This is a genomic window from Glaciecola punicea (assembly GCF_001756615.1).
GTDB classification, from domain to species: domain Bacteria; phylum Pseudomonadota; class Gammaproteobacteria; order Enterobacterales; family Alteromonadaceae; genus Glaciecola; species Glaciecola punicea.
Map to the genome: position 1 here is coordinate 89,382 of NZ_LZXY01000004.1, position 20,179 is coordinate 109,560.

At 41.8% G+C, this 20,179-nt stretch carries 17 protein-coding genes and 1 pseudogene; 12 read left to right on the forward strand and 6 right to left on the reverse strand.

The annotated features are described in order from the left end of the window. Positions 1–69: 69 nt before the first annotated feature. A complete protein-coding gene (gene groL, locus BAE46_RS06465; RefSeq protein ID WP_006004494.1) occupies positions 70–1,713 on the forward strand; it encodes a chaperonin GroEL in 1,644 nt (547 codons plus the stop codon). Positions 1,714–1,850: 137 nt separating this feature from the next. Here the strand turns inward: groL and BAE46_RS06470 are convergent, their stop codons facing one another. Further along, a complete protein-coding gene (locus BAE46_RS06470) occupies positions 1,851–2,600 on the reverse strand; it encodes a DUF4143 domain-containing protein (protein ID WP_141729321.1) in 750 nt (249 codons plus the stop codon). 363 nt (positions 2,601–2,963) lie between these two features. Here BAE46_RS06470 and BAE46_RS15090 point away from each other — a divergent pair, with 363 nt between their 5' ends. The 10 genes and pseudogenes from BAE46_RS15090 to BAE46_RS06515 all read left to right on the forward strand — a co-directional run bounded on the left by BAE46_RS15090 (position 2,964) and on the right by BAE46_RS06515 (position 11,223). Continuing rightward, positions 2,964–3,095 (forward strand): hypothetical protein, encoded by a 132-nt coding sequence (locus BAE46_RS15090; protein ID WP_280513152.1) that lies wholly within the window; start codon positions 2,964–2,966, stop codon positions 3,093–3,095. A 561-nt stretch (positions 3,096–3,656) separates the two neighbouring features. After that, positions 3,657–4,105: pseudogene (locus BAE46_RS06475) on the forward strand (transposase); the annotation flags it as partial. Between the two features lie 422 nt (positions 4,106–4,527). After that, positions 4,528–5,010, forward strand: a complete 483-nt coding sequence (gene iscR, locus BAE46_RS06480) for a Fe-S cluster assembly transcriptional regulator IscR (protein ID WP_006005697.1) — start codon at positions 4,528–4,530, stop codon at positions 5,008–5,010. Between the two features lie 171 nt (positions 5,011–5,181). After that, entirely contained in the window at positions 5,182–6,618 is a 1,437-nt protein-coding gene (sufB, locus tag BAE46_RS06485) for a Fe-S cluster assembly protein SufB (protein ID WP_006005694.1), read from the forward strand. Between the two features lies 1 nt (position 6,619). Then, positions 6,620–7,381, forward strand: coding sequence for a Fe-S cluster assembly ATPase SufC (gene sufC / locus BAE46_RS06490; protein ID WP_006005692.1), 762 nt, complete (start codon positions 6,620–6,622; stop codon positions 7,379–7,381). Beyond that, positions 7,378–8,637 (forward strand): Fe-S cluster assembly protein SufD, encoded by a 1,260-nt coding sequence (sufD, locus tag BAE46_RS06495; protein ID WP_070112039.1) that lies wholly within the window; start codon positions 7,378–7,380, stop codon positions 8,635–8,637. Before sufC ends, sufD begins: the two co-directional genes overlap by 4 nt. Next, the gene (locus BAE46_RS06500) at positions 8,634–9,851 is read left to right on the forward strand and encodes an aminotransferase class V-fold PLP-dependent enzyme (protein WP_006005688.1); all 1,218 of its coding nucleotides are present in this window, start codon (positions 8,634–8,636) and stop codon (positions 9,849–9,851) included. Before sufD ends, BAE46_RS06500 begins: the two co-directional genes overlap by 4 nt. 8 nt (positions 9,852–9,859) lie before the next feature. Then, positions 9,860–10,216, forward strand: a complete 357-nt coding sequence (locus BAE46_RS06505; RefSeq protein ID WP_006005685.1) for a HesB/IscA family protein — start codon at positions 9,860–9,862, stop codon at positions 10,214–10,216. Positions 10,217–10,242: 26 nt separating this feature from the next. Continuing rightward, entirely contained in the window at positions 10,243–10,776 is a 534-nt protein-coding gene (sufT, locus tag BAE46_RS06510; RefSeq protein WP_070112041.1) for a putative Fe-S cluster assembly protein SufT, read from the forward strand. A 39-nt stretch (positions 10,777–10,815) separates the two neighbouring features. Further along, entirely contained in the window at positions 10,816–11,223 is a 408-nt protein-coding gene (locus tag BAE46_RS06515; protein ID WP_070112043.1) for a SufE family protein, read from the forward strand. A 185-nt stretch (positions 11,224–11,408) separates the two neighbouring features. Here BAE46_RS06515 and BAE46_RS06525 read toward each other — a convergent pair whose 3' ends face one another. The 4 genes from BAE46_RS06525 to BAE46_RS06540 form a co-directional block, all read right to left on the reverse strand. Continuing rightward, positions 11,409–12,254, reverse strand: coding sequence for a hypothetical protein (locus BAE46_RS06525; RefSeq protein WP_006005677.1), 846 nt, complete (start codon positions 12,252–12,254; stop codon positions 11,409–11,411). Then, positions 12,254–13,399, reverse strand: a complete 1,146-nt coding sequence (locus BAE46_RS06530) for an ester cyclase (protein ID WP_006005675.1) — start codon at positions 13,397–13,399, stop codon at positions 12,254–12,256. Before BAE46_RS06530 ends, BAE46_RS06525 begins: the two co-directional genes overlap by 1 nt. Positions 13,400–13,464: 65 nt before the next feature. Next, positions 13,465–14,418: a nuclear transport factor 2 family protein gene (locus BAE46_RS06535; RefSeq protein ID WP_006005673.1), complete on the reverse strand. Its 954-nt coding sequence runs from the start codon at positions 14,416–14,418 to the stop codon at positions 13,465–13,467. A 7-nt stretch (positions 14,419–14,425) separates the two neighbouring features. Continuing rightward, a complete protein-coding gene (locus BAE46_RS06540) occupies positions 14,426–16,036 on the reverse strand; it encodes a sodium:solute symporter family transporter (protein WP_006005671.1) in 1,611 nt (536 codons plus the stop codon). Positions 16,037–16,334: 298 nt separating this feature from the next. Here BAE46_RS06540 and BAE46_RS06550 point away from each other — a divergent pair, with 298 nt between their 5' ends. Beyond that, positions 16,335–17,357 carry an ester cyclase gene (locus BAE46_RS06550; protein WP_006005668.1) on the forward strand — a complete coding sequence of 341 codons (1,023 nt, stop codon included), beginning with the start codon at positions 16,335–16,337 and terminating at the stop codon, positions 17,355–17,357. A 368-nt stretch (positions 17,358–17,725) separates the two neighbouring features. On the opposite strand, the gene BAE46_RS06555 is transcribed toward BAE46_RS06550, so the two are convergent. Then, positions 17,726–20,146, reverse strand: coding sequence for a TonB-dependent receptor (locus BAE46_RS06555; protein ID WP_070112047.1), 2,421 nt, complete (start codon positions 20,144–20,146; stop codon positions 17,726–17,728). Positions 20,147–20,179: the final 33 nt, after the last annotated feature.

The following is a 20,179-nucleotide window of genomic DNA, read 5'->3' on the forward strand; positions in this document are numbered from 1 at the left end:
CAGCGTTACGTACATATTTGATTTTAAGCCCTGTTGGGCTTACCACATAAGTTTAGAGGAATAATTATCATGGCAGCTAAAGAAGTTCATTTTGGCAACGACGCCCGCACTAAAATGCTAAGAGGCGTAAACGTATTAGCAAATGCAGTAAAAGTAACTTTAGGTCCTAAAGGCCGTCACGTAGTGCTAGACAAGTCTTTTGGCGCGCCTACCATTACCAAAGACGGTGTATCGGTAGCTAAAGAAATCGAATTAGCAGACAAATTCGAAAACATGGGCGCCCAAATGGTCAAAGAAGTGGCTTCTAAAGCAAACGACGAAGCCGGTGACGGAACCACTACTGCAACTGTGTTAGCTCAGTCAATCGTAGCGGAAGGCCTCAAGCTCGTAGCTGCAGGCATGAACCCAATGGATCTTAAGCGCGGTATCGACAAAGCCGTTATTGCTGCTGTTGAAGAGCTTAAAGCACTTTCAACTGATTGCGCCGACAGCAAGTCTATTGCACAAGTAGGTACAATTTCTGCAAACTCTGACACTATTGTGGGCGAAATTATTGCCGAAGCGATGGAAAAAGTGGGTAAAGAAGGCGTTATTACCGTTGAAGAAGGTCAAGCACTTCAAAACGAACTAGAAGTGGTTGAAGGTATGCAGTTTGACCGCGGTTACTTATCTCCTTACTTCATCAACAGCCAAGAAAGCGGTTCAATTGAGCTAGAAAGTCCGTACATTTTGTTAGTTGATAAGAAAATATCTAACATTCGCGAATTGCTACCTACCTTAGAAGCAGTTGCGAAATCGTCTAAGCCATTATTGATTATTGCTGAAGACGTTGAAGGCGAAGCCTTAGCTACTTTAGTGGTAAACAACATGCGCGGTATTGTGAAAGTAGCAGCCGTTAAAGCGCCAGGCTTTGGCGACCGTCGTAAAGCAATGTTGCAAGACATCGCTATGCTAACGGGTGGCACTGTTATTTCTGAAGAAATTGGTTTAGAACTTGAAAAAGTGCAGCTTGAAGACTTAGGTACCGCTAAGCGTGTAGTTATTACTAAAGATAACACTACCTTAGTTGACGGCGCCGGTGAGCAAGACGCAATTCAAGGCCGTTGTAACCAAATTCGTGCCCAAATTGAAGAATCTTCTTCAGACTACGACAAAGAAAAGTTGCAGGAACGTTTGGCTAAGCTAGCTGGCGGTGTTGCCGTGATTAAGGTTGGTGCAGCCACTGAAGTTGAAATGAAAGAGAAGAAAGCGCGCGTTGAAGATGCACTTCATGCGACTCGCGCAGCTGTTGAAGAAGGTGTAGTACCTGGAGGTGGCGTTGCATTAGTAAGAGCCGCGTCTAAGCTACATGGCCTTACCGGTGAAAACGAAGACCAAACACAAGGCATAAAGTTATTGCTACGCGCAATGGAGTCTCCACTTCGTCAAATCGCATCTAACGCAGGTGCAGAAGCTTCGGTGGTGACTAACCAAGTGAAAAGTGGCACCGGAAACTACGGTTACAACGCGGCAAACGACACCTACGGCGACATGATAGAAATGGGTATTCTTGACCCTACTAAAGTGACTCGCTCTGCACTCCAGTTTGCAGCGTCAATTGCCAGCCTTATGATCACCACAGAGGCGATGATCGCTGATGCACCGACTGACGAATCAGCCGGTGGTGGTATGCCTGATATGGGCGGCATGGGTGGTATGGGCGGCATGATGTAATTGCATTAGATTGCATAAGCTTGCAATGTGAAAGCTCTAAAGCCCGCAGATTTTAAAATCTGCGGGCTTTTTTCGGTTTGCAATAAATTTCGTTGCTCACCTGTAGCGTTTGTTCAATTGTATCTGCCTGTAGACTTCTAATGGTTGATTGTCTTGGTTTTATAGAGCGTTCTGGCAAGATATATTGGCCATTGCTCCACCACTCGCTGAGCATTTACTTCTACTAAATTAGTACTCAGTTTATAAGCTTTTGGCAAATCAAAGCGGGTCACAAGCGCTGTTAAACTTTTAGCTTTAGTGTTTTTTCCACTTTTTACTTCCAGCGGTATTGGGCAGTCGCCTGCTCCTTGGAATAAAAACTCAACCTCACCTTCGCCTTTTTTGTATGCGTAAAACGCAGCGTTACTTGGCCTAATATGCGCACTTACTATTTCATTAAGTACAAACACCTCGGCAATAAAACCTTTGAAAGCAAATTCTTTGCTTATAATTTGTTTGTATTGAATATTTGCCATCGCATTAAGCAAGCCAATATCAGTGAGTGTTAACTTAAATAAGTTTTCCTGCCTATAAGATGCCAGTGGAAATTTACTATCTACGGTATCAATAAGTCCTATACGCTGTACTAAGTTGAGTTTTTCCAAAAACGAAATAGGTGAACTCACATCAGCATACGATGTGTTTCGATTGGGATTAAGTTGTTTAAACTGAAATTTAGGTATTGGCTTTTCATTTTGTGTTTGCGCCAACTGCACCGAAATATTTCTATAGATGCGTTCAACCATTAACGCTGACATCTTTTCCCCTTCAGAGAATTTACCGAAATCGTTTATATAATCTGTGACGAGCTGATTTTGGGTATCTCTTACATTTTGAAGTGTTTTCAAAATACTTTGATCACTGTTAATTCCCGCCGTCCATTCTTAAATAGCATCGGGCATTCCGCCCACAAATAGATAATCGTTTAATGCCTAATAAATGCCTTCATCAATTTATTAGGCGTTATTTTGGGAATGCTAGAGGGATGTTCGTTTAGTAATTGAGCTAATATACGTTCGCCACACGCTAAAAAAATTCTTGAAAAGTGAGAGGGTATATAGTGATCCGAAGGGTCTTGCTAACAGGGAATCGACCCAAAAGGCCGATATTAGAATCTAGTCCTTAGATCAGGTTCATTTATCCTGATTTCAATTTAGTCTTGTAGTTGCCAATAGGAAGTTGGTAACTACTTGAATCTAATGAATAATAGAATGAAAAACAATAGAGCACTCGGAATCAAAGAACTTTCGGTAAGCGAAATCGAACAAGTTAGTGGTGGAAGCCAAACAATAACCGTCGCTACCGGTTGGGCCGGCACGGTTACTGGCGGCTTTGCTTGTTAGTCCGTCAACTATTTTGTTACTGAAGACTAACAGCCTAAAAGAGATAAACGTACATGAACAAAAACCAAATAATTGCTGTGTCATTGGTTATGGGTTTAACAGTATCTTTTACTGCATTGGTTATTGTGCCAATGCTTTTTTTTGATATCTATAATGTAGAAAAAACTTTTATGCGTACGCAGCACCTAGTTTAGCGTCTGTAGCATCTATCTTGATATTTAAGATGATGAAGCGCTGTTTGGCATATTATTATCTTAAAAAAGACGATGCATGTCACCACAGCCAATAAAGCAAGCGCCCGTGACACCACGCGCATTCGCTTGTTACTTCTCAGTTGTTTATGAGTCGTTTTCAATAGGAGAACTACGATTATTGCTGATCCGAGAAGTTTCCTTTCTACAAGTGATTCGTAATTGCCTATCGTTTCTATTATATCCAACACTCAAAGTTACGCGAGTAAAATCACACGACAGCCAGACACCATATAACGCGTTCGAGCCACTTACTCTAAAAAGCGATATTTGACATTTTAATGATATAAAAGAACAGCATGTGATCCATATCAGGGGCGAATATCAAACGTTACTTGAGTTATATTGCGATGTCGTTGATTTTTGCAAAATATTTATCCCCCAGTGGCAAAAGCAATTACTCGAAGATGGCACTCAGAAGCGTCAGCGAAATGGCCGGATAACAACGAGTGAAATTATGACAATTATGGTGGAGTTTCACATGTCACACTACCGTGCCTTCAAAAATTATTATCTTGGATATGTATCTGTCATGTACAAGAAAGAATTCCCTAATTTACTCAGCTACACCCGGTTTCTTGCAGTAATGGCCAGAGTAATTGTGCCCATGTGTGCATACTTTACTTCACTTCACTTAAGGGAAAGCCTACAGGCATCGAATTCATTGATTCTACGTGCATAAAAGTGTGCCACAATATTCGTATTTCAAGGCATAAACTCTTCGACGGTATTGCTCAACGAGGAAAAGGCACTACGGGCTAGTTCTACCGTTTCAAAATCGGGTTATTGTTATACGATGGTACTGAAACGATGCCGTTAGGAGAAAATATTTGGGCGGCACCGCCTTCATCTCTATGGGGTCAATAAACCTTGGTGTATCTTAAGAAGACACGTCAGTGATCTTGCTCACCTAACTGCGGCGAGGGGAAAACAACATTAGTGAAGCAGATAGCTGCCGAAGAGCCGTTAAAATACTTAGCGATGGACGACCAACTCACACTGCTGTCGGCTAAAGATCCTCCTATAGCTATGATACAAAAATTAGTTCGTGTTTAATTTAAGTAGATGAGTCAGCAGTCATATCAATTATATTTACAAGTACTTGACCAAATTAGTAGGGTAAATACTTGACCATTTTGGTCGGGTATGGCAATATCACTGTTTTAAAAGCTAGGAAAATTATGAAGCTTACTTCAAAAGGTCGCTATGCGGTAACTGCTATGCTTGACGTAGCGCTACATTCAAAACATGGTCCTGTTTCACTAGCCGATATTTCTCAACGCCAAGACATATCTTTGTCTTATTTAGAACAGTTGTTTGCAAAGTTAAGGCGTTCTCAATTAGTCGGCAGTGTGCGTGGCCCCGGTGGCGGCTATGTGTTGACTAAAGAGCCAAGCCTTTTATCAGTTGGTGAAATTATAGGTGCGGTCAATGAAAATATCGATGCAACTAAATGCAGTGGTAAAGCGAACTGTTCAGGCGGCCAGCGTTGCTTAACGCATCACTTATGGGAGAGCCTAAGTGATCGTATTAGTGATTTTTTAAATGGTATTTCGCTCCACGAACTAATGCAACAACGTGATGTAAAAGAAGTAGTCGGGCGTCAAAACTGCTTTAAAACAACATCTAAAGAAACAAATATTGATGTGATTAACTCAGTATAATACTGGCGAATTACATTTATCGTAAATAATCAATAACAGCTAAAATCATCACTATTCGTGAGCGTATGAATCTTACAACTCAGTTACCGTAACAAACAGTAAAATGAAAGTGAAAAATAGGCAGTAATAGATAGCATATAATTTTAATCTAAGTAAAAGTGGGATCAAAATATGAGTGAACAGATCGAACAAGCATTGGACCGAAAGTACGAAGCCGGTTTTTATTCTCAAATTGAATCAGATACCTTCGAAACTGGTTTAGACGAGTCCGTCATTCGCCGCATCTCCGAAATGAAAAAAGAGCCGCAGTGGATGCTCGATTGGCGCTTAAAAGCTTATAAAACGTGGCTTAAAATGGATGAGCCTGACTGGGCTCACGTAAAGTATCCTAAAATAGATTTTCAAGCAATATCGTATTATTCTGCACCTAAAAGCATGGCTGATAAGCCTCAATCGCTTGACGAAGTTGACCCAGAGTTATTGCGTACCTATGAAAAATTAGGCATTCCCTTACACGAGCAAGAAATGTTAGCAGGCGTGGCAGTAGACATTGTTTTTGATTCGGTATCGGTAATTACTACGTTTAGAGCAAAGCTAGAAGAGTCTGGGGTTATTTTTTGTTCTATTTCAGAAGCGTTGCATAGGTTTCCTGACTTAGTGAAAAAATATCTTGGCTCAGTAGTGCCGCGCGCCGACAATTATTTTGCCGCATTAAACAGTGCAGTATTTACGGACGGCTCTTTTGTTTACATTCCTAAAGGGGTCAGATGCCCGATGGAATTGTCTACGTATTTTCGAATTAATGAAATGAACACGGGACAATTTGAGCGCACACTTATCATTGCTGAAGAGGGAAGCCACGTAAGCTATCTTGAAGGTTGTACTGCGCCTCAGCGTGATGAAAATCAGTTGCATGCTGCTGTTGTTGAATTAGTGGCACTTGATGATGCAGTCATTAAGTACTCTACGGTCCAAAACTGGTATCCAGGCGATGAAAATGGCAAAGGGGGTATATTTAATTTTGTGACCAAGCGCGGTATTTGTCATACCAATGCAAAAATATCATGGACGCAGGTTGAAACTGGCTCAGCGGTTACCTGGAAATACCCTAGTTGTATATTAAAAGGTGATAACAGTGTAGGGGAGTTTTATTCAGTAGCGCTTACCCGAGGTTATCAACAGGCTGACACCGGCACAAAAATGATACATTTAGGCAAGAACACACGTTCAACCATCATCGCAAAAGGGATATCAGCCGGAAACAGCAACAATACCTATCGCGGCTTGGTTAAAATGGGGCCAAAAGCAGACGGTGCGCGCAATTTTACCGAGTGTGATTCTTTGTTGATTGGAAACAAATGCGGTGCGCATACCTTTCCTTACATAGAAAGCCGCAATCCTAGCGCCATTGTCGAACACGAGGCAACGACCTCGAAAGTCAGTGACGAGCAATTGTTTTTATGCCGCCAGCGTGGATTAAATCCCGAAAAGGCCGTGTCGATGATTGTGAACGGATTTTGTAAAGAAGTATTCAAAGAGCTGCCGATGGAGTTTGCTGTCGAGGCAGGTAAATTGCTTGAAATTAGCTTAGAAGGGTCAGTTGGGTAATATGTTAAAAATTAATAATTTGCATGCAAGTGTAGAAGATAAAGTCATTTTGACGGGTTTGAATCTAGAAGTGAAGCCTGGTGAAGTTCATGCGATTATGGGACCAAACGGTGCTGGCAAAAGCACCTTAGGTTATGTATTGTCTGGACGCGATGGATACGAAGTTCAACAGGGTGATGTTAGCTTTAAAGGCGAAGATCTTTTTGAAATGGACATTGAAGAGCGTGCCAGTAATGGTTTGTTTTTAGCTTTTCAGTATCCGGTAGAAATTCCTGGCGTAAGCAATATGGAGTTTATGAAAGAGTCTGTTAATGCAACTCGCGAGCAACGTGGTGAAGAGCGGCTGTCGGCGACTGAATTTTTGAAGAAAGCCAAAGAAGCCTGCAACCAGGTCCAACTTCCTTTAGATTTCCTAAAGCGCGGCGTAAATGAAGGCTTTTCAGGCGGCGAAAAGAAGCGTAATGAAATCATGCAGATGATTTTGCTGCAACCTTCACTTTGTATTTTAGATGAATCTGATTCTGGTTTAGACGTCGATGCATTGCAAGTTGTCGCAAATGGCGTAAATAGCCAGCGCGATAGCACGCGTAGCTTTATTATTATCACGCACTATCAACGCCTACTAGACTACATCAAGCCTGATTTTGTGCATATTTTAGCAGACGGCAAAATTGTTAAAACTGGTGATGCATCACTTGCCCTTAGGATCGAAAAAGAAGGTTATGCTTTCTTAGGTAAAGAATATGAAGGAGCAAGCGCATGAGTCAATGGCTAACTCAGGTCATTGATGATGCAAAACGTGTCGACGATTTTTTGGCTCCTATGCGTCAGCAAGCCCTGTCTAAACTCCAAACGCAAGGTTGGCCGCATGCGCGCAGCGAAGAGTGGCGTCTTACACCACTAACTTCAATAAAAGAGCGTACGGTTGAGGCGAGTTCCGTTGCTGTCAATTACATTGTGCCGCAAATTAAAGGCCTAAACCCTATCGACTTGGTGTTTGTTGATGGTGTACTTGTGACTAATTTAAACGATATAAGGTTGCCGACTGGTTTAAGTGTTTATGCACTTAGTGATGCGCCAAGCGCCGCACAAACAAAAATCACGGCGCTATTTGGTCATGTTAAGCCTACTCGTCATGTATTCGGGTTAGTTAACGACGCCATTTGCCAGCAGGGTATTTATATTGAAGTTGACGAAAACTGCAGTATTGATACCCCACTACGTATCGTGAACCTTGCGACTAAAGACTGTGATGCACACACTCGTGCTTTAGTTAATTTGGGTAAAAACAGTCAGCTTAAAGTCATTGAGCATGGCAGCGGAAGCGCCGCTAGCTTTACGACCGCATTTGCTGAATATGCGATTGGTCAAGAAGCAAGACTTGAGCACTATAGGTTTGCTTTTTTTACTGGCGCAGCAAAACAGGTGGGCGGCAGTCATTTTAGTTTGCAAGACAAGGCTAATTTGAACAGCACACTTGTAGCTTATGGCAGTGAGCTGTCGCGATTAGACGTTGATATTATTCACGCTGGTGAGCACGCTAATGCCAAGATGAATGCTATTTATTTATTGGCTGAAGGTGAGTTCTTTGATTTGCATTCGACCATTGAGCACGCAATGCCAAATGGTACGACTGAAGAAAATGCAAGAGGTATTATTGGGGATCGCGCGCGTGCAGTGTTTAGTGGCCGCATTCATATTCACCGAGATGCTCAAAAGACCTTAGCTGAACTCAATAACCGGAATTTGCTGCTGTCGCGAAGAGCAATGATTAACACTAAACCAGAACTTGAGATTTATGCTGATGACGTTAAGTGCGCGCATGGCGCTACCGTTGCAGAAATAGAAGAACAGGCGCTGTACTATTTATTAAGTCGCGGAATTAAGCGCTCAAAAGCTTTGGTTATGCTGAATTTTGGCTTTATCCAAGAGTTGGTAAACGACATAGATAATGAGAATATTCGCACGTGGCTTTCACCAATGCTAAGTGAGCGTTTTGCCAGTATGGAGGTTAAATGAGTTTTGATGTAGCTGCTATTCGAGCGCAATTTCCACTATTACAGCGTGATGTTGGTGGTAAGCCTCTGGCTTATTTAGACAACGCTGCTACCACACAAAAGCCGCAGGCGGTGATTGATGCGCTTATTGATTTTTATACACAATGCAACGCAAACGTGCATCGTGGTGCGCACCATCTGTCTGATGAAGCGACGCGTCGGTATGAAAAATCGCGCGATATCATGGCACAGTTCCTTAATGCCCAGCATCGTGAAGAGGTCATTTGGACCAGTGGAACAACCGAGGCAATCAATTTGGTTGCCAATGGCGTTGGGCAATTATTCAAAGCAGGTGACGAGATTATTGTTACCGAACTTGAACACCACGCCAATTTAGTCACATGGCAGCAGGCGTGTAAACGCAGTGGCGCCACTTTAAAAATATGCCCTATTTTTGATACTGGCGAGTTAGATATAGATGCCTTTGATGCCTTATTGAGCGAAAATACACGATTAGTGGCGCTTCCTCACGTCTCAAATGCATTGGGTACAATTAATCCTATCGCGCATATATCGAAAAAAGCGAAGCAAAAAGGTGCATGGGTGCTGGTCGATGGCGCACAAGGCATAGCTCACGGTGACGTGGACGTGCAGGAAATTGGCTGTGATTTTTATGTGTTTTCAGGGCATAAATTGTTTGGCCCCACAGGAATAGGGGTGCTTTGGGGACGAAAAGAATTACTCGAAATATGGCCGGTGTGGCAAACCGGCGGCGAAATGATTAGTGATGTTAACTACCAAAATGCAACGTGGGGTGATTTACCTAATAGGCTTGAAGCAGGAACTCCTAACATTGCAGGCGTGATTGGTTTAGGCGCAGCGGTCACTTGGTTCTCAGCCCTCGATATGAAAGCAATGCAAGCTCATGAACAAGATTTATTAGAGTATGCAACAAATTGCGCCCATAAACTTGAAGGGATGCGTATAGTAGGAACCGCGCCTAATAAAATAGGCGTAATGAGCTTCCAATTAGATAATGCCCATCCAGCGGATATCGGGTTTATACTAGATAAACAAGGTGTGGCAATACGCACTGGCGACAACTGTGCACAACCTTTAATGAAAAGATTGGGTTTGCCGGGAACTGCACGCGCGTCTTTTTCTATTTATAATACTCGCAAAGATATTGACCAATTATTTGAGGCTTTAAAAAAAGCCAAACAAATGTTGGCTTAGGAGACACCATGACCGTTGAAACTTTTATACCTACTAAAAAAGTCATTTCGCTTACCGATAGCGCCATCCGCCATTTTGAAGGTAAGCAAAAAGCACAGCCACAGAAAATCATTCGGTTTTCTACCAAGCAAAGTGGCTGTAATGGCTACGCTTATGTTCTTGATCATGTTGATAAGGCACAAGAGAGCGACGAGCTGCTCAGATTTAGTGACTCTTTAGAAATAGCTATTGATGAAAAAGCCATAAAGTTGCTGCAAAACACCGAGATTGATTATGTGAAAGAAGGTGTAAATGGCATTATAAAATACAATAACCCGAATGCATTAAACGAATGCGGCTGCGGCGAAAGTTTTAACGTGGAGTAGCAAAGCATGTTTGGGAACAAAAAATAATGACCCAGAAAATGGTTGTCACAGAAAGTGACTGCAAAGCGCGCCTAGTGCCGGTAGGCACACCGGCGATTATTCCTGAGGGTGAGTTTGTGACTATTACGCAAGACCTTGGGGGTAACTACACGATTACATGGCGCGGTAATATGTATCGAATAGATGGTACCGACGCACATGCGATAGGCAGAAAGACCTTAGCGCTATCTTTTGACCCACGAAGTGATGGCAATATAGATAAAGACCAAGTTTGGGAGGCCCTTCAATCAGTATATGATCCAGAAATCCCTATTGATTTAGTGTCTCTGGGCCTTATTTATGATGTGAATATTGATAACGAAAACAGTTGCGTTAATATCGATATGACATTAACAGCGCCTGCTTGTGGCATGGGCCCTGTGCTAGTGGGTGATGTTGAGTATCGCGTAGCAATGGTACCAAATGTGGATAGCGTAGCCGTCAATTTAGTGTTTGATCCGCCGTGGTCTCGGGAAATGATGAGTGAAGAAGCCCAATTAGAAGCGGGCGTATTTTTTTAAAACGATTTCAAAGATTTTGTATAGACCCAAGGAATATAAATGCAGTTACCAACTAGCACCGAAATCGTCGAAGACTTAGCGTTTTTTGATGATTGGGAGCAGCGCTATCAATACATTATCGATTTAGGTAAGCAAATTCCCGGCTTGAGCGCAGAGGCAAAAACATCTGAAAAGCTCGTTAAAGGCTGCCAAAGCAACGTATGGTTAGACTACCATCTGCATGATGCAAAGTTCCAGTTTGATGTTGACAGCGATGCAGTGATTGTACAAGGCTTACTAGTGCTAGTACTTAGTGCATACCATAATAAATCGGCCCACGAGATCCTAGACTTTGATATGGACGCATATTTTAAAGCCTTAGACTTAGAGAGACATATTACGCCAACCAGAGGTAATGGCTTACGCGCGATAGTAGGTAAAATTCGACAAATAGCGAGTGTGGTATAAACAAGACTGGTATCTAAACTTTTCTAGAATAACTTATCCTGCTCATTTTGATTATGCCGTTACCATTATTGGCCATAAACAAGATTATTATCAAAACTTGAATGGGGTAAACGCCAAACTGCTTACCCCTTCTTCAAGCAACTGTTATGTGCAGTGCAAAGACTCTTTTTTATGTGGCACTAAGCTTATTCAAATAAAGTACTAAGTGGGAAGCTTTTGTTAAACGCTAACACGTCACAAAGCGTTGTTTCGTTTGTAATATGATTACTTTCAATTTTTAGTATGGAAATAAAAGGTAGTCTAATTTTATGACTACCTTCATCTCCATCTAGAAACCACTTAATTGCAACATGTTGGCCATCTATTGCAATGTCCTCTAGCTGAGCAAAGGTCCTGGTAAGTTTGCTTGTTTTTGATAATACATATTCAAATAATAGGTCTCTATTTAGGTGGGTCTTGTGACCGGACAAATTAATAATGGCATTCTCACTATAAATTTTGTCTATATTACTCAATTGGTTTTGACCCCAAAGTGCCCACCAAGCGTCGAGTATTTCAGCCTTTTCAATATGCTTACCAACTAACATTGACGGCCATGCAATATCGTTTTGCAAGTGGTCTTGCTGATCGTAATCAGATATCATTAGCGGGTCTGATGCGGGCAAGCTAGCGCTGACTTGTTTGCGTTCATGTTGACTAGCAGTAGCCAATTGAACAGTATCAACGATTGCCTTTACTGATTTAATCATTAGATGATTGGTTTCTAGCCAAAACACGTAATTGATGGTGACTTTGTTATTTATTGGCTCGAAGGTCAGATGAATAATACAGTGATTGCCTTGCTCAATTGTATGATGATCTACTACAGTGCACTTTCCGGCAAAGCTTAACCAATGTGATAGAACAGTGTTTAGTTTTTCTGAACCGTAGAGTGTTGCGTTGTGTTGCGACCAATAAGCACTATGTAATAGCTTAGAGTTTAGGCCAGCTAAATCGCCTTTAGTAAATGCGTTAATAATTGAATCTAGCATTATTTTGCCCCGCTATTATCGTTTGTGCTATTAAAGTCTCTTATAAGATTCGCATAAGCAGCGACTTCATCAAATACCGTCCACTCTTGAGCAATCTTTCCGCTGACTAAGCGCAAATGCGATGCCGCCAATATAAAAAAGTTTTGTCCACAGTATGCAGACAGTTTTTTGTCCTTTGAAGAAAATGTGCCGGTTAAAGACCACCTTATTGCAATATCAACAACATCTGTTTCTTGTTCGAAGGGAACAGCACATACGTGGTCGCAGGTAGCTTGTGCGTCTGGACAGGAAGCTAACCATTGGATAATAGTTCCTTTGATACCAGGAATACCCACTGCTTGCCGGCCACCTGGCCATTGTAATTTTGCATTTATGTGATAAAAGACATTGGCTTTGCCAAAGTTTTTTTGATTAAACAGGGTATCAAGCCATTTGCTGCTAAATTCAAGGACCGCTTTATCGACAGGTGTTTTGTACTGATGTTCACTTTGCTGCTGTGCTCTTACTCGGCATATTTCAGCTTGGCGCCACTCTTCAAATTTTGGATGTGTAGGAATTTTTGCGAAATGTTCGCTAGCATCCAGCACTTCAATTCCTAATTGTTTGACCAAAAAACTGTTATCGCGGACTAACCATTCATATACAATCTTGTTTTCAAAGCAGACGCAATCTGCAATCGTAGTTACACGTCCAGTTTTGTGTGTAGCTTCACCAAATTCTGATAGCCCTTTGTTGGTCATGATGCTCGTAATTCTGTGTGAAGAGTAATACCCCTGATCGGGTCCAAGGTCCCGCCAAATTACATTTTCACCAATGAGCGAACGGTCTGGAAAAGCGCTAATAGTTTGCAATGTTCCTGTGACTACGCTTGATACGGCATCCGCATAAGCGCCCAAAGTATGCACGGGGCAATATTCCGCATAATAATTGTTGCATAAACCCACATTTTTTTGTTCCCATATTCGATGTGTTATACGAATAATGTAGTCGACAATATCAATAAACTCATTATCAAAGCCTTCTAAAGTTTGGCTTTTGGGAGCGGTCGGGTTTAATAACGCAGGCAAATTTTTCCAATATAGTTGTGTCACGTTGCTTTGTGGCAAAGGCATAATATTGTTAGTTAGCGCTGTTTTGTGATTCATAATTTATTACTTTCTCTACAAAAATAGTCGTTTGCCTAAGTTAACTTAAGCTGAGGTAAAGCTGATTAGAGGCTTGATTTCATGTCAGCAAAAATATCTAGTCCCATTTGCTTGCATATATGAATAATATCAATTCCTACCCAATTTTCTTTTAACAACTCACCGTCGCGTCGCCATATATCAATTACTCTTAATTCAAGCGTTTTGTTGGTAGGTGGTAATCCTAACCAGCCACCTCCTGAGTGCGTACCGTGCATATGTGGCCAGCCGCCAGTTGCCACATAATTGCCTTTTTTAACAATGCAGGCTTTGTGGTCTACCACACGGTCAGGAAAACTAAATACAAAGGGCCCTTGGTGATGATCGCGAAAACTCTTAATACCCTTCGTTGTGCCAATGCCCGCTGGCCCGAACCAAATAAAGTCTTCATGCCAATAATTATCAAGTTTCATACTCAACAATGACTTTCCGTCGAACTTACCTAGCTCGTCAAGCATGTTTAAAACCAACTGCTGGGATTTATCCGCTTCAGATTTATTGACTTCAATAGGCGATAATCCGTCCATTGTGGTGGGCGGCATAATCAGCCCGCTATGGCCCATACTTTTGCGCAATGGAAAAACACCCACTTGCTGCATTACATCTAAAAAATCGAAAATAATGTAATACTCGGCAATTTTATGTTCCGTTATTTTGACTAGTTCGGTAAAACGTAAATATAAGAGTTTACCGGTGGCCGGAATACCTAGTAAATCCTTTACGAAAACACCGCTAAAATATCCCGTCGCAGCAATCCAACGAGCGCCTTCATAATCACTGTCAAACTCAATGAATGCTTTACGTTCTAAGTGTTCAAAAGAACTTGTAAATAGTGGCCAATAGTCTTTTTCGATGGCCTCTATGCCCACTATTTGATCGATAGGATAAGAAGCATTTAGCACAATATTGTCATCTACTATAGTGCTAAGCGATTTGCCTGTTTCTAAACTGCGATAAAAATTATCAATAATTGAGTTCATGTACACATTACACCATATATTGGAAAGACCATAGGAACACAATGGTCAAAATAAAGAACGCAAACAACCAGTAGTTGATACGATCAACTCTACCTGGCACGCGATACCAGCCATTTTCTTTTTCATCTAAACCTTCTCGAGCAAACTTCAATTGCTGACCTTTGACAGTGTATTCAGACAGTTCGGTTTGCTTCCCGTCAATAATTCGACTGGCAATTAAGGTCATTACTATATTTGCTGAAGCGCCGATCAGGCAATACCATGGCCAGGCGATATCGGTACCTAAAGCCACCGCAGCCACCACCACAAAACCGGCGAATGTGCCCACTAATAGTCCATTTTCGGTTGCTTGCTTAAAGAAAAAGCCTAAGGCAAACATGCCTAACTGAGCGCCTACAAAATAGGACCCTACTTTACTTAGCACTTCTAAAATTGAGCCTGAACTGTGTAAGTGGTACATAATGGCAGGGAAGATAATTAGTAGTGCCCAAAATAAGGTGAATAAGCGAGTAGCCTTTAGGTAGTGAGCATTGGTTTCGTTTTTCCTAAAGTATTTTTTATAAAAATCAAGAGTTGAAATAGTGGATAGTGAATTAAACGCAGAATCGAGACTCGACATAGACGCAGCCATTACTGCTGCAGCAATAATTCCCATTAAACCAGGCATGCCATAGTCAGCGGCGAATTGCAGGATAATCGTATTGTCATTTTCAAATGTGCGGCCTTCGTAATAGGTGTAAAACAAAACACCTAAGACGATAAAGAAGAAATAAATAAAGAAAGCAGCAAAACCCATTAACAAGTAGGATTTTTTAGCATCGCCTATATTTTTTGCGGCAAGAGTGCGCTGAACCATCATCTGATTCGTTCCATATACTGTGGTGTGGTAGAGCGACATAGCAATTATCCCGCTCCAAACCGTAGTGGTAGCAGTGAAATCCCAATCAAAATTTAATGGGTCTAGTTTGCCTTCAGCCTTTAATTGCGTAAGTGAGTCAATTACCGATACATCAGCTTCAGTTACAAGGGCATAAAAGATGATGCCGGCACCTGCAAATAAAATGATCGACTGAATCACATCGGTCCATATAACAGCGGTAATCCCGCCTAGCACGGTATAAATAAGGGCGATGATCGTCACTATGAATATTGCTGCTATTACGTCTATTCCGGTTATAAAACTGAGTACAACAGAGGTGGCATACAAAACAGCTGCAGACGACATGGTTTGTGAAACTAACCAAATTGAAGAAATTAGTGCCCTTGCGCGTTTACCAAAGCGTTTTTCTTGATACTCATAAATAGACGCTACACCGGCATTATAAAAGAATGGGAAAAAGAAGATGATCACGGCCATTATAACTAGCGGATAATTAAGGTGTATCGCAATAACACTTATGCCGTCATTGTATGCCCAAGCCGGCGCGCCTAAGAAAGTCAGGGCGCTTACATAAGTGGCGACAACTGAAATACCGATTGCCCACCAGGGGGTGTTTTTTTGTCCTATATAAAAGTCTTGGTCGGTTTTTATTTTCTTCCCGATTACCAAACCCAATAGTATATTAGCAACAACATATACAATGAGGATACTCCAATTGAGGGCGCCGAATTCGTTCATAGTAAGGCCTCTAGGTGTTTTTTTTAGAATTATTATTTATATACCACAGGCATCATATTATTAATTGACTTCGAAGTCATTAGTAAATAAACTTTTTGTGTTAAACAAGGCAATTAGCCATTGGTTCAATACGATGTCAAGAACAGCTTCTATATTAAATCCACAAAAATAAAATCTACAGTCTTACTATTTATTTTGCTTGGTTTGTATAATTGCAATACAGCAGAGCTTATAAATAGTAGAAGGGATTTTAGTCAAGCTATTCAAAACGACATCGCACTTATTAAAGAGGTATTTAATGCAAACTGACCTAATAGAAAAACAACTTTACGAATGTAAACAAAAAATCAAAAATCTCAGCCAAGTTCAGTACAATTTTGAGCCTGATAAGGTACAGCAGTGTTTGTTAGATTTGTTTGCTACAAAAGCTAAAGTGCAGTTGTGTTTTCCTTTTGAAGATTTAAATGGAGCGGATGGTTTGTTCGCCGACGCTATAATGCCATTGTATCAATCAATGCCGAATATAGAGAGGCGAGATACAATTATTGTGTCGGGGATTACCGAAAATGGAAAGATTTGGGTTGGGTGCTGTGGCTATTACTGCGGTACATTTGAAAAGTCCTGGTTAGATATTCCAGCGACAGGTCATATAGCATCTTTAAGGTTTCATGAATTTTACCAATTTGAAGATAATAAGGTAACTGAGTACCAAGGCATTTGGGATATTCCTGAACTTATGTTGCAAGCTAATGCATGGCCACTAGCTCCCAGTCTTGGTCGAGAGTGGCAAGTGCCGGCGCCAGCAAGCTCAGACGGGATTGAGCGATCACGTTATGATAATGCGCAAACTCAGCAGACTAAACAAATTGTTAACGACATGTGTGGTGCACTTGGCAATTATGCCAGCGGTGGTGTAGAAGCGATGCAGCTAAATAAGTACTGGCATCCAAAATGTTCATGGTATGGTCCTTCAGGGATCGGCACAGGTCGTGGCATTAGCGGTTTTCGAGATTGGCATCAAATCCCATTTTTAAATGGCCTGCCAGATCGGGTTGGGGATCCTAGTAAGGGTCACCTATTTGCAGACAACAATTACGCTGCCTTTACAGCATGGCCGGGTATGTATATGACGGTAAGTGGTTCTGGGTGGCTTGGTATTGCCCCTTGCAATAAAAAAATTACCATGCGCAGTTTAGATTTTTGGCGCGTTGAAGGCCAGCTCATTCGTGAAAATTGGGTGTTAGTTGATTTGCTATCGGTATACGACCAAATAGGCGTAGACGTATTTGCTAGAATGCGGGAATTTAACAAAGCACGGTAATGTTTAAAAAACGGACAAAATGTAGATTTTACTTCGATGTCTGTAAGATAATGGAAAGCTTACTTTTCAATCACTTAGCTTGAAGTGCCCCTCGAATGTTAGACAAAACTTTCGAGGGGTTTTTTATGAGAAAATCAAAACATAATCTTCTTTTTATAATTCATCCTCTCTAGGGAGGTTGTGGAAGAGTTTAAGTGACAATGAAACCGATGGTTTGAGGCCACACAGGGAAGTCAGGCCCATTAAAATTAAAAGGCCTTACTCTGTGTACTGTACCCAGAATAAAGCCTTGATAGCAACTTAGTTGAAGTGTCCACCTTAAAGGAGGCACTTCAATCCACGCTCTCTTTTTATTGCGATATTAGCGATTAGTAATGATATCTTAATTTCACACCGTAATTTCTAGGATGCAGATAACTGCCCTGTACTAAATTATTACCGCCAACATTCGTTCTAGCCAAGACCTCTTCGTCCTCAAGGTTTTCAGCAAACACTTCTAGTGAAAGGGTCTCATCAGTTGAGCGCCAAGTAATGCGCAGATCTGTCTTGGTATAGGAGTCTTGTAATTGACTTGCGTATGTTGATACGTCATCAGTATCATATTCCCCCGAATAGTAGAACTGTAAGTAAGGCGTTATTGTGCCTCTGTCGCCAAGATCAAACTCGTATCCTGCACCAAAGCTTAAGGTCATCTCTGGCGACCAAGGTGGGGTAACACCGTCCAGCACAAGTAGTCCGTTATTTACCTCAGCTTTTAGCGAGCCATCATTTAATTGGAAGGGGTTAGTCACACCAAAAGTGTCATATTCCGCATCCATCAAGGACAGTCCAGCATTGATAAACCAATTGTCTGCTGGCAACCAGTTAATTTCGGCTTCAAAACCAATAACGTCTGAAGACCCAGCATTTTCACTTACGGTTATTGCGGTAGACCCATCGCCCTCAGGGAATATCAAACGTTGGGTAACGAGGTCAGAAAACTCATTCATATAAAATGCAAAGTTCACCTGTAATGAGTTGTCTAAGAACCTGTTTTTCATGCCCACTTCCCATGCTTCTGACTCTTGCTGGTCAAATGAGCTCCCGTTACTGTTGAGACCTCCAGACAAAAACCCTGTAGAACCTGAGCCATACACCATGGAGTCGTCGTTTAGATCGTAATTAAAGCCGATTTTCCAAGTGACAATATCAAAGGTTTCTGACCCAGACCTGTTTTGTGACACCGTGTAATTAAATAAATCTATTGGACGTCCATTCAGACCAAACTCAGATACACCAGATAAGAAACTACCATCGCTAGCTTTTGATGTACCGAAAGAGGTAGTGGTGTCTTTTTCTTCCTCGTTATATCTAATTCCCGCAATTAACGTTAAGGCATCGGAAACGCTGTATTCCCCTTGGAAGAATAAACCCAAAGTGGTTACGTCAATTTCCTGAAAGTCGGTGTAGTCACTAAAGCTGCCATTTCCGAAGGGGTCAATTAACTCGGTACCATCAAACAAAGTAAAATCTCTACCTTGAGTATCGGTGAAGGTATCGAACGACGCGTTGGTTTGTGTTCTAAATTGGGAAAAACCAAAACCAATCTGGTCTTTTGAATAGTAAGCGCCGGTGGTCCAAAACAGATCACTCTCACTGTTGGAAGAAATCTGCAGTTCTTGCGTGACAGAATCAACCTCTTCGTCCCAATAATACACATAGCCAGGATTCGGGCTGAAGTCGCCATCGAAATCCAGCGCACTGCTAAAGTCTGTATAGGAAGAAATGGATTTCACGGTGATGCTGTTGAGGTCCCAGTTGAGCTCTAAGGTGATGTTATCCTCTTGGTTATCACGATTGTTTTCTACGTCATAGCTGACCTCGTTAGGCCGACCGAAGGCTGAATCTGTGCCGGCTGAGCCTGGTGCAGGGTTGCCAGAATCCAAAGATTGTCCACGAAAATCGGTTATTCCATCCTGATTAACCGGAGCAGGTAAACCTTCTGCTGAGAATATACCCGGCGTTGTGCCTTTTTGATTGATAGAAGTGAATCTCAAGGTTGCATCAAAGGTTTCGCTTGGTTCCCAATAAGAGCTAAAGCGGTAGTTAAAACTGTCTTCTTGTCCAAGATCGCCAGCTGGCCCAATGTTTTTGATATAACCATCGCTGCGAAGAGTCTGTACCGCTACTCTTACCGCTAATTCATCAGTAATTGGCTGATTAATGAAGGTCTCAGTGCTTTGGCGATTAAATCGTTCGTAGCCAAGTTTGACTCCCATGTCAAAACCACTAAGCGATGCTTTATTAGTGGTTAGATTGACTGCACCGGCAAAGGTATTTCGTCCATAAAGAGTACCCTGAGGACCTTTTAGTACTTCTATACGAGCAACGTCAAAATACGCTTGTGACTGCTGTGACGCTCTAGGTCGGTAAACACCGTCGGCAAAGAAGCCTGCGATCGAAGAGTTATCCGCAAAGGTATTGTTAGAGTTAGCACCACGAATCGCAATTTTTGCATCTGACCCCACGAATCCGAAGGCAACTCCAGGCGTGATTAATTCGATACGGCTGATATCATCGATGCCATATCGCTGTATAGCTGCAGCGTTTAAGGCGGTTACTGAAATGCCAACATCCTGAAGGCTTTGCACGCGCTTTTGCGCGGTGACTTCGATGACTTCAAGGCCTACCTGGTTGGTGGTTTCATTGGATTGTTCGTCTGACTCTTGAGCTACCGCCTGTTGGGCAAGCAGGGCGGTTAGTACAGCGGCACAAATTCGAGACCTTCTGTTATTTAAAATTACCATCATCTTTTTTCCTTTTTATTATTAAATGTAAGCATT

Excerpts from the sequence above, each read along its gene's own strand:
- groL (WP_006004494.1), top strand. The coding sequence starts at position 70 with ATGGCAGCTAAAGAAGTTCATTTTGGCAACGACGCCCGCACTAAAATG.
- BAE46_RS15090 (WP_280513152.1), top strand. The coding sequence starts at position 2,964 with ATGAAAAACAATAGAGCACTCGGAATCAAAGAACTTTCGGTAAGCGAA.
- iscR (WP_006005697.1), top strand. The coding sequence starts at position 4,528 with ATGAAGCTTACTTCAAAAGGTCGCTATGCGGTAACTGCTATGCTTGAC.
- sufB (WP_006005694.1), top strand. The coding sequence starts at position 5,182 with ATGAGTGAACAGATCGAACAAGCATTGGACCGAAAGTACGAAGCCGGT.
- sufC (WP_006005692.1), top strand. The coding sequence starts at position 6,620 with ATGTTAAAAATTAATAATTTGCATGCAAGTGTAGAAGATAAAGTCATT.
- sufD (WP_070112039.1), top strand. The coding sequence starts at position 7,378 with ATGAGTCAATGGCTAACTCAGGTCATTGATGATGCAAAACGTGTCGAC.
- BAE46_RS06500 (WP_006005688.1), top strand. The coding sequence starts at position 8,634 with ATGAGTTTTGATGTAGCTGCTATTCGAGCGCAATTTCCACTATTACAG.
- BAE46_RS06505 (WP_006005685.1), top strand. The coding sequence starts at position 9,860 with ATGACCGTTGAAACTTTTATACCTACTAAAAAAGTCATTTCGCTTACC.
- sufT (WP_070112041.1), top strand. The coding sequence starts at position 10,243 with ATGACCCAGAAAATGGTTGTCACAGAAAGTGACTGCAAAGCGCGCCTA.
- BAE46_RS06515 (WP_070112043.1), top strand. The coding sequence starts at position 10,816 with ATGCAGTTACCAACTAGCACCGAAATCGTCGAAGACTTAGCGTTTTTT.
- BAE46_RS06525 (WP_006005677.1), bottom strand. The coding sequence starts at position 12,254 with ATGCTAGATTCAATTATTAACGCATTTACTAAAGGCGATTTAGCTGGC.
- BAE46_RS06530 (WP_006005675.1), bottom strand. The coding sequence starts at position 13,399 with ATGAATCACAAAACAGCGCTAACTAACAATATTATGCCTTTGCCACAA.
- BAE46_RS06535 (WP_006005673.1), bottom strand. The coding sequence starts at position 14,418 with ATGAACTCAATTATTGATAATTTTTATCGCAGTTTAGAAACAGGCAAA.
- BAE46_RS06540 (WP_006005671.1), bottom strand. The coding sequence starts at position 16,036 with ATGAACGAATTCGGCGCCCTCAATTGGAGTATCCTCATTGTATATGTT.
- BAE46_RS06550 (WP_006005668.1), top strand. The coding sequence starts at position 16,335 with ATGCAAACTGACCTAATAGAAAAACAACTTTACGAATGTAAACAAAAA.
- BAE46_RS06555 (WP_070112047.1), bottom strand. The coding sequence starts at position 20,146 with ATGATGGTAATTTTAAATAACAGAAGGTCTCGAATTTGTGCCGCTGTA.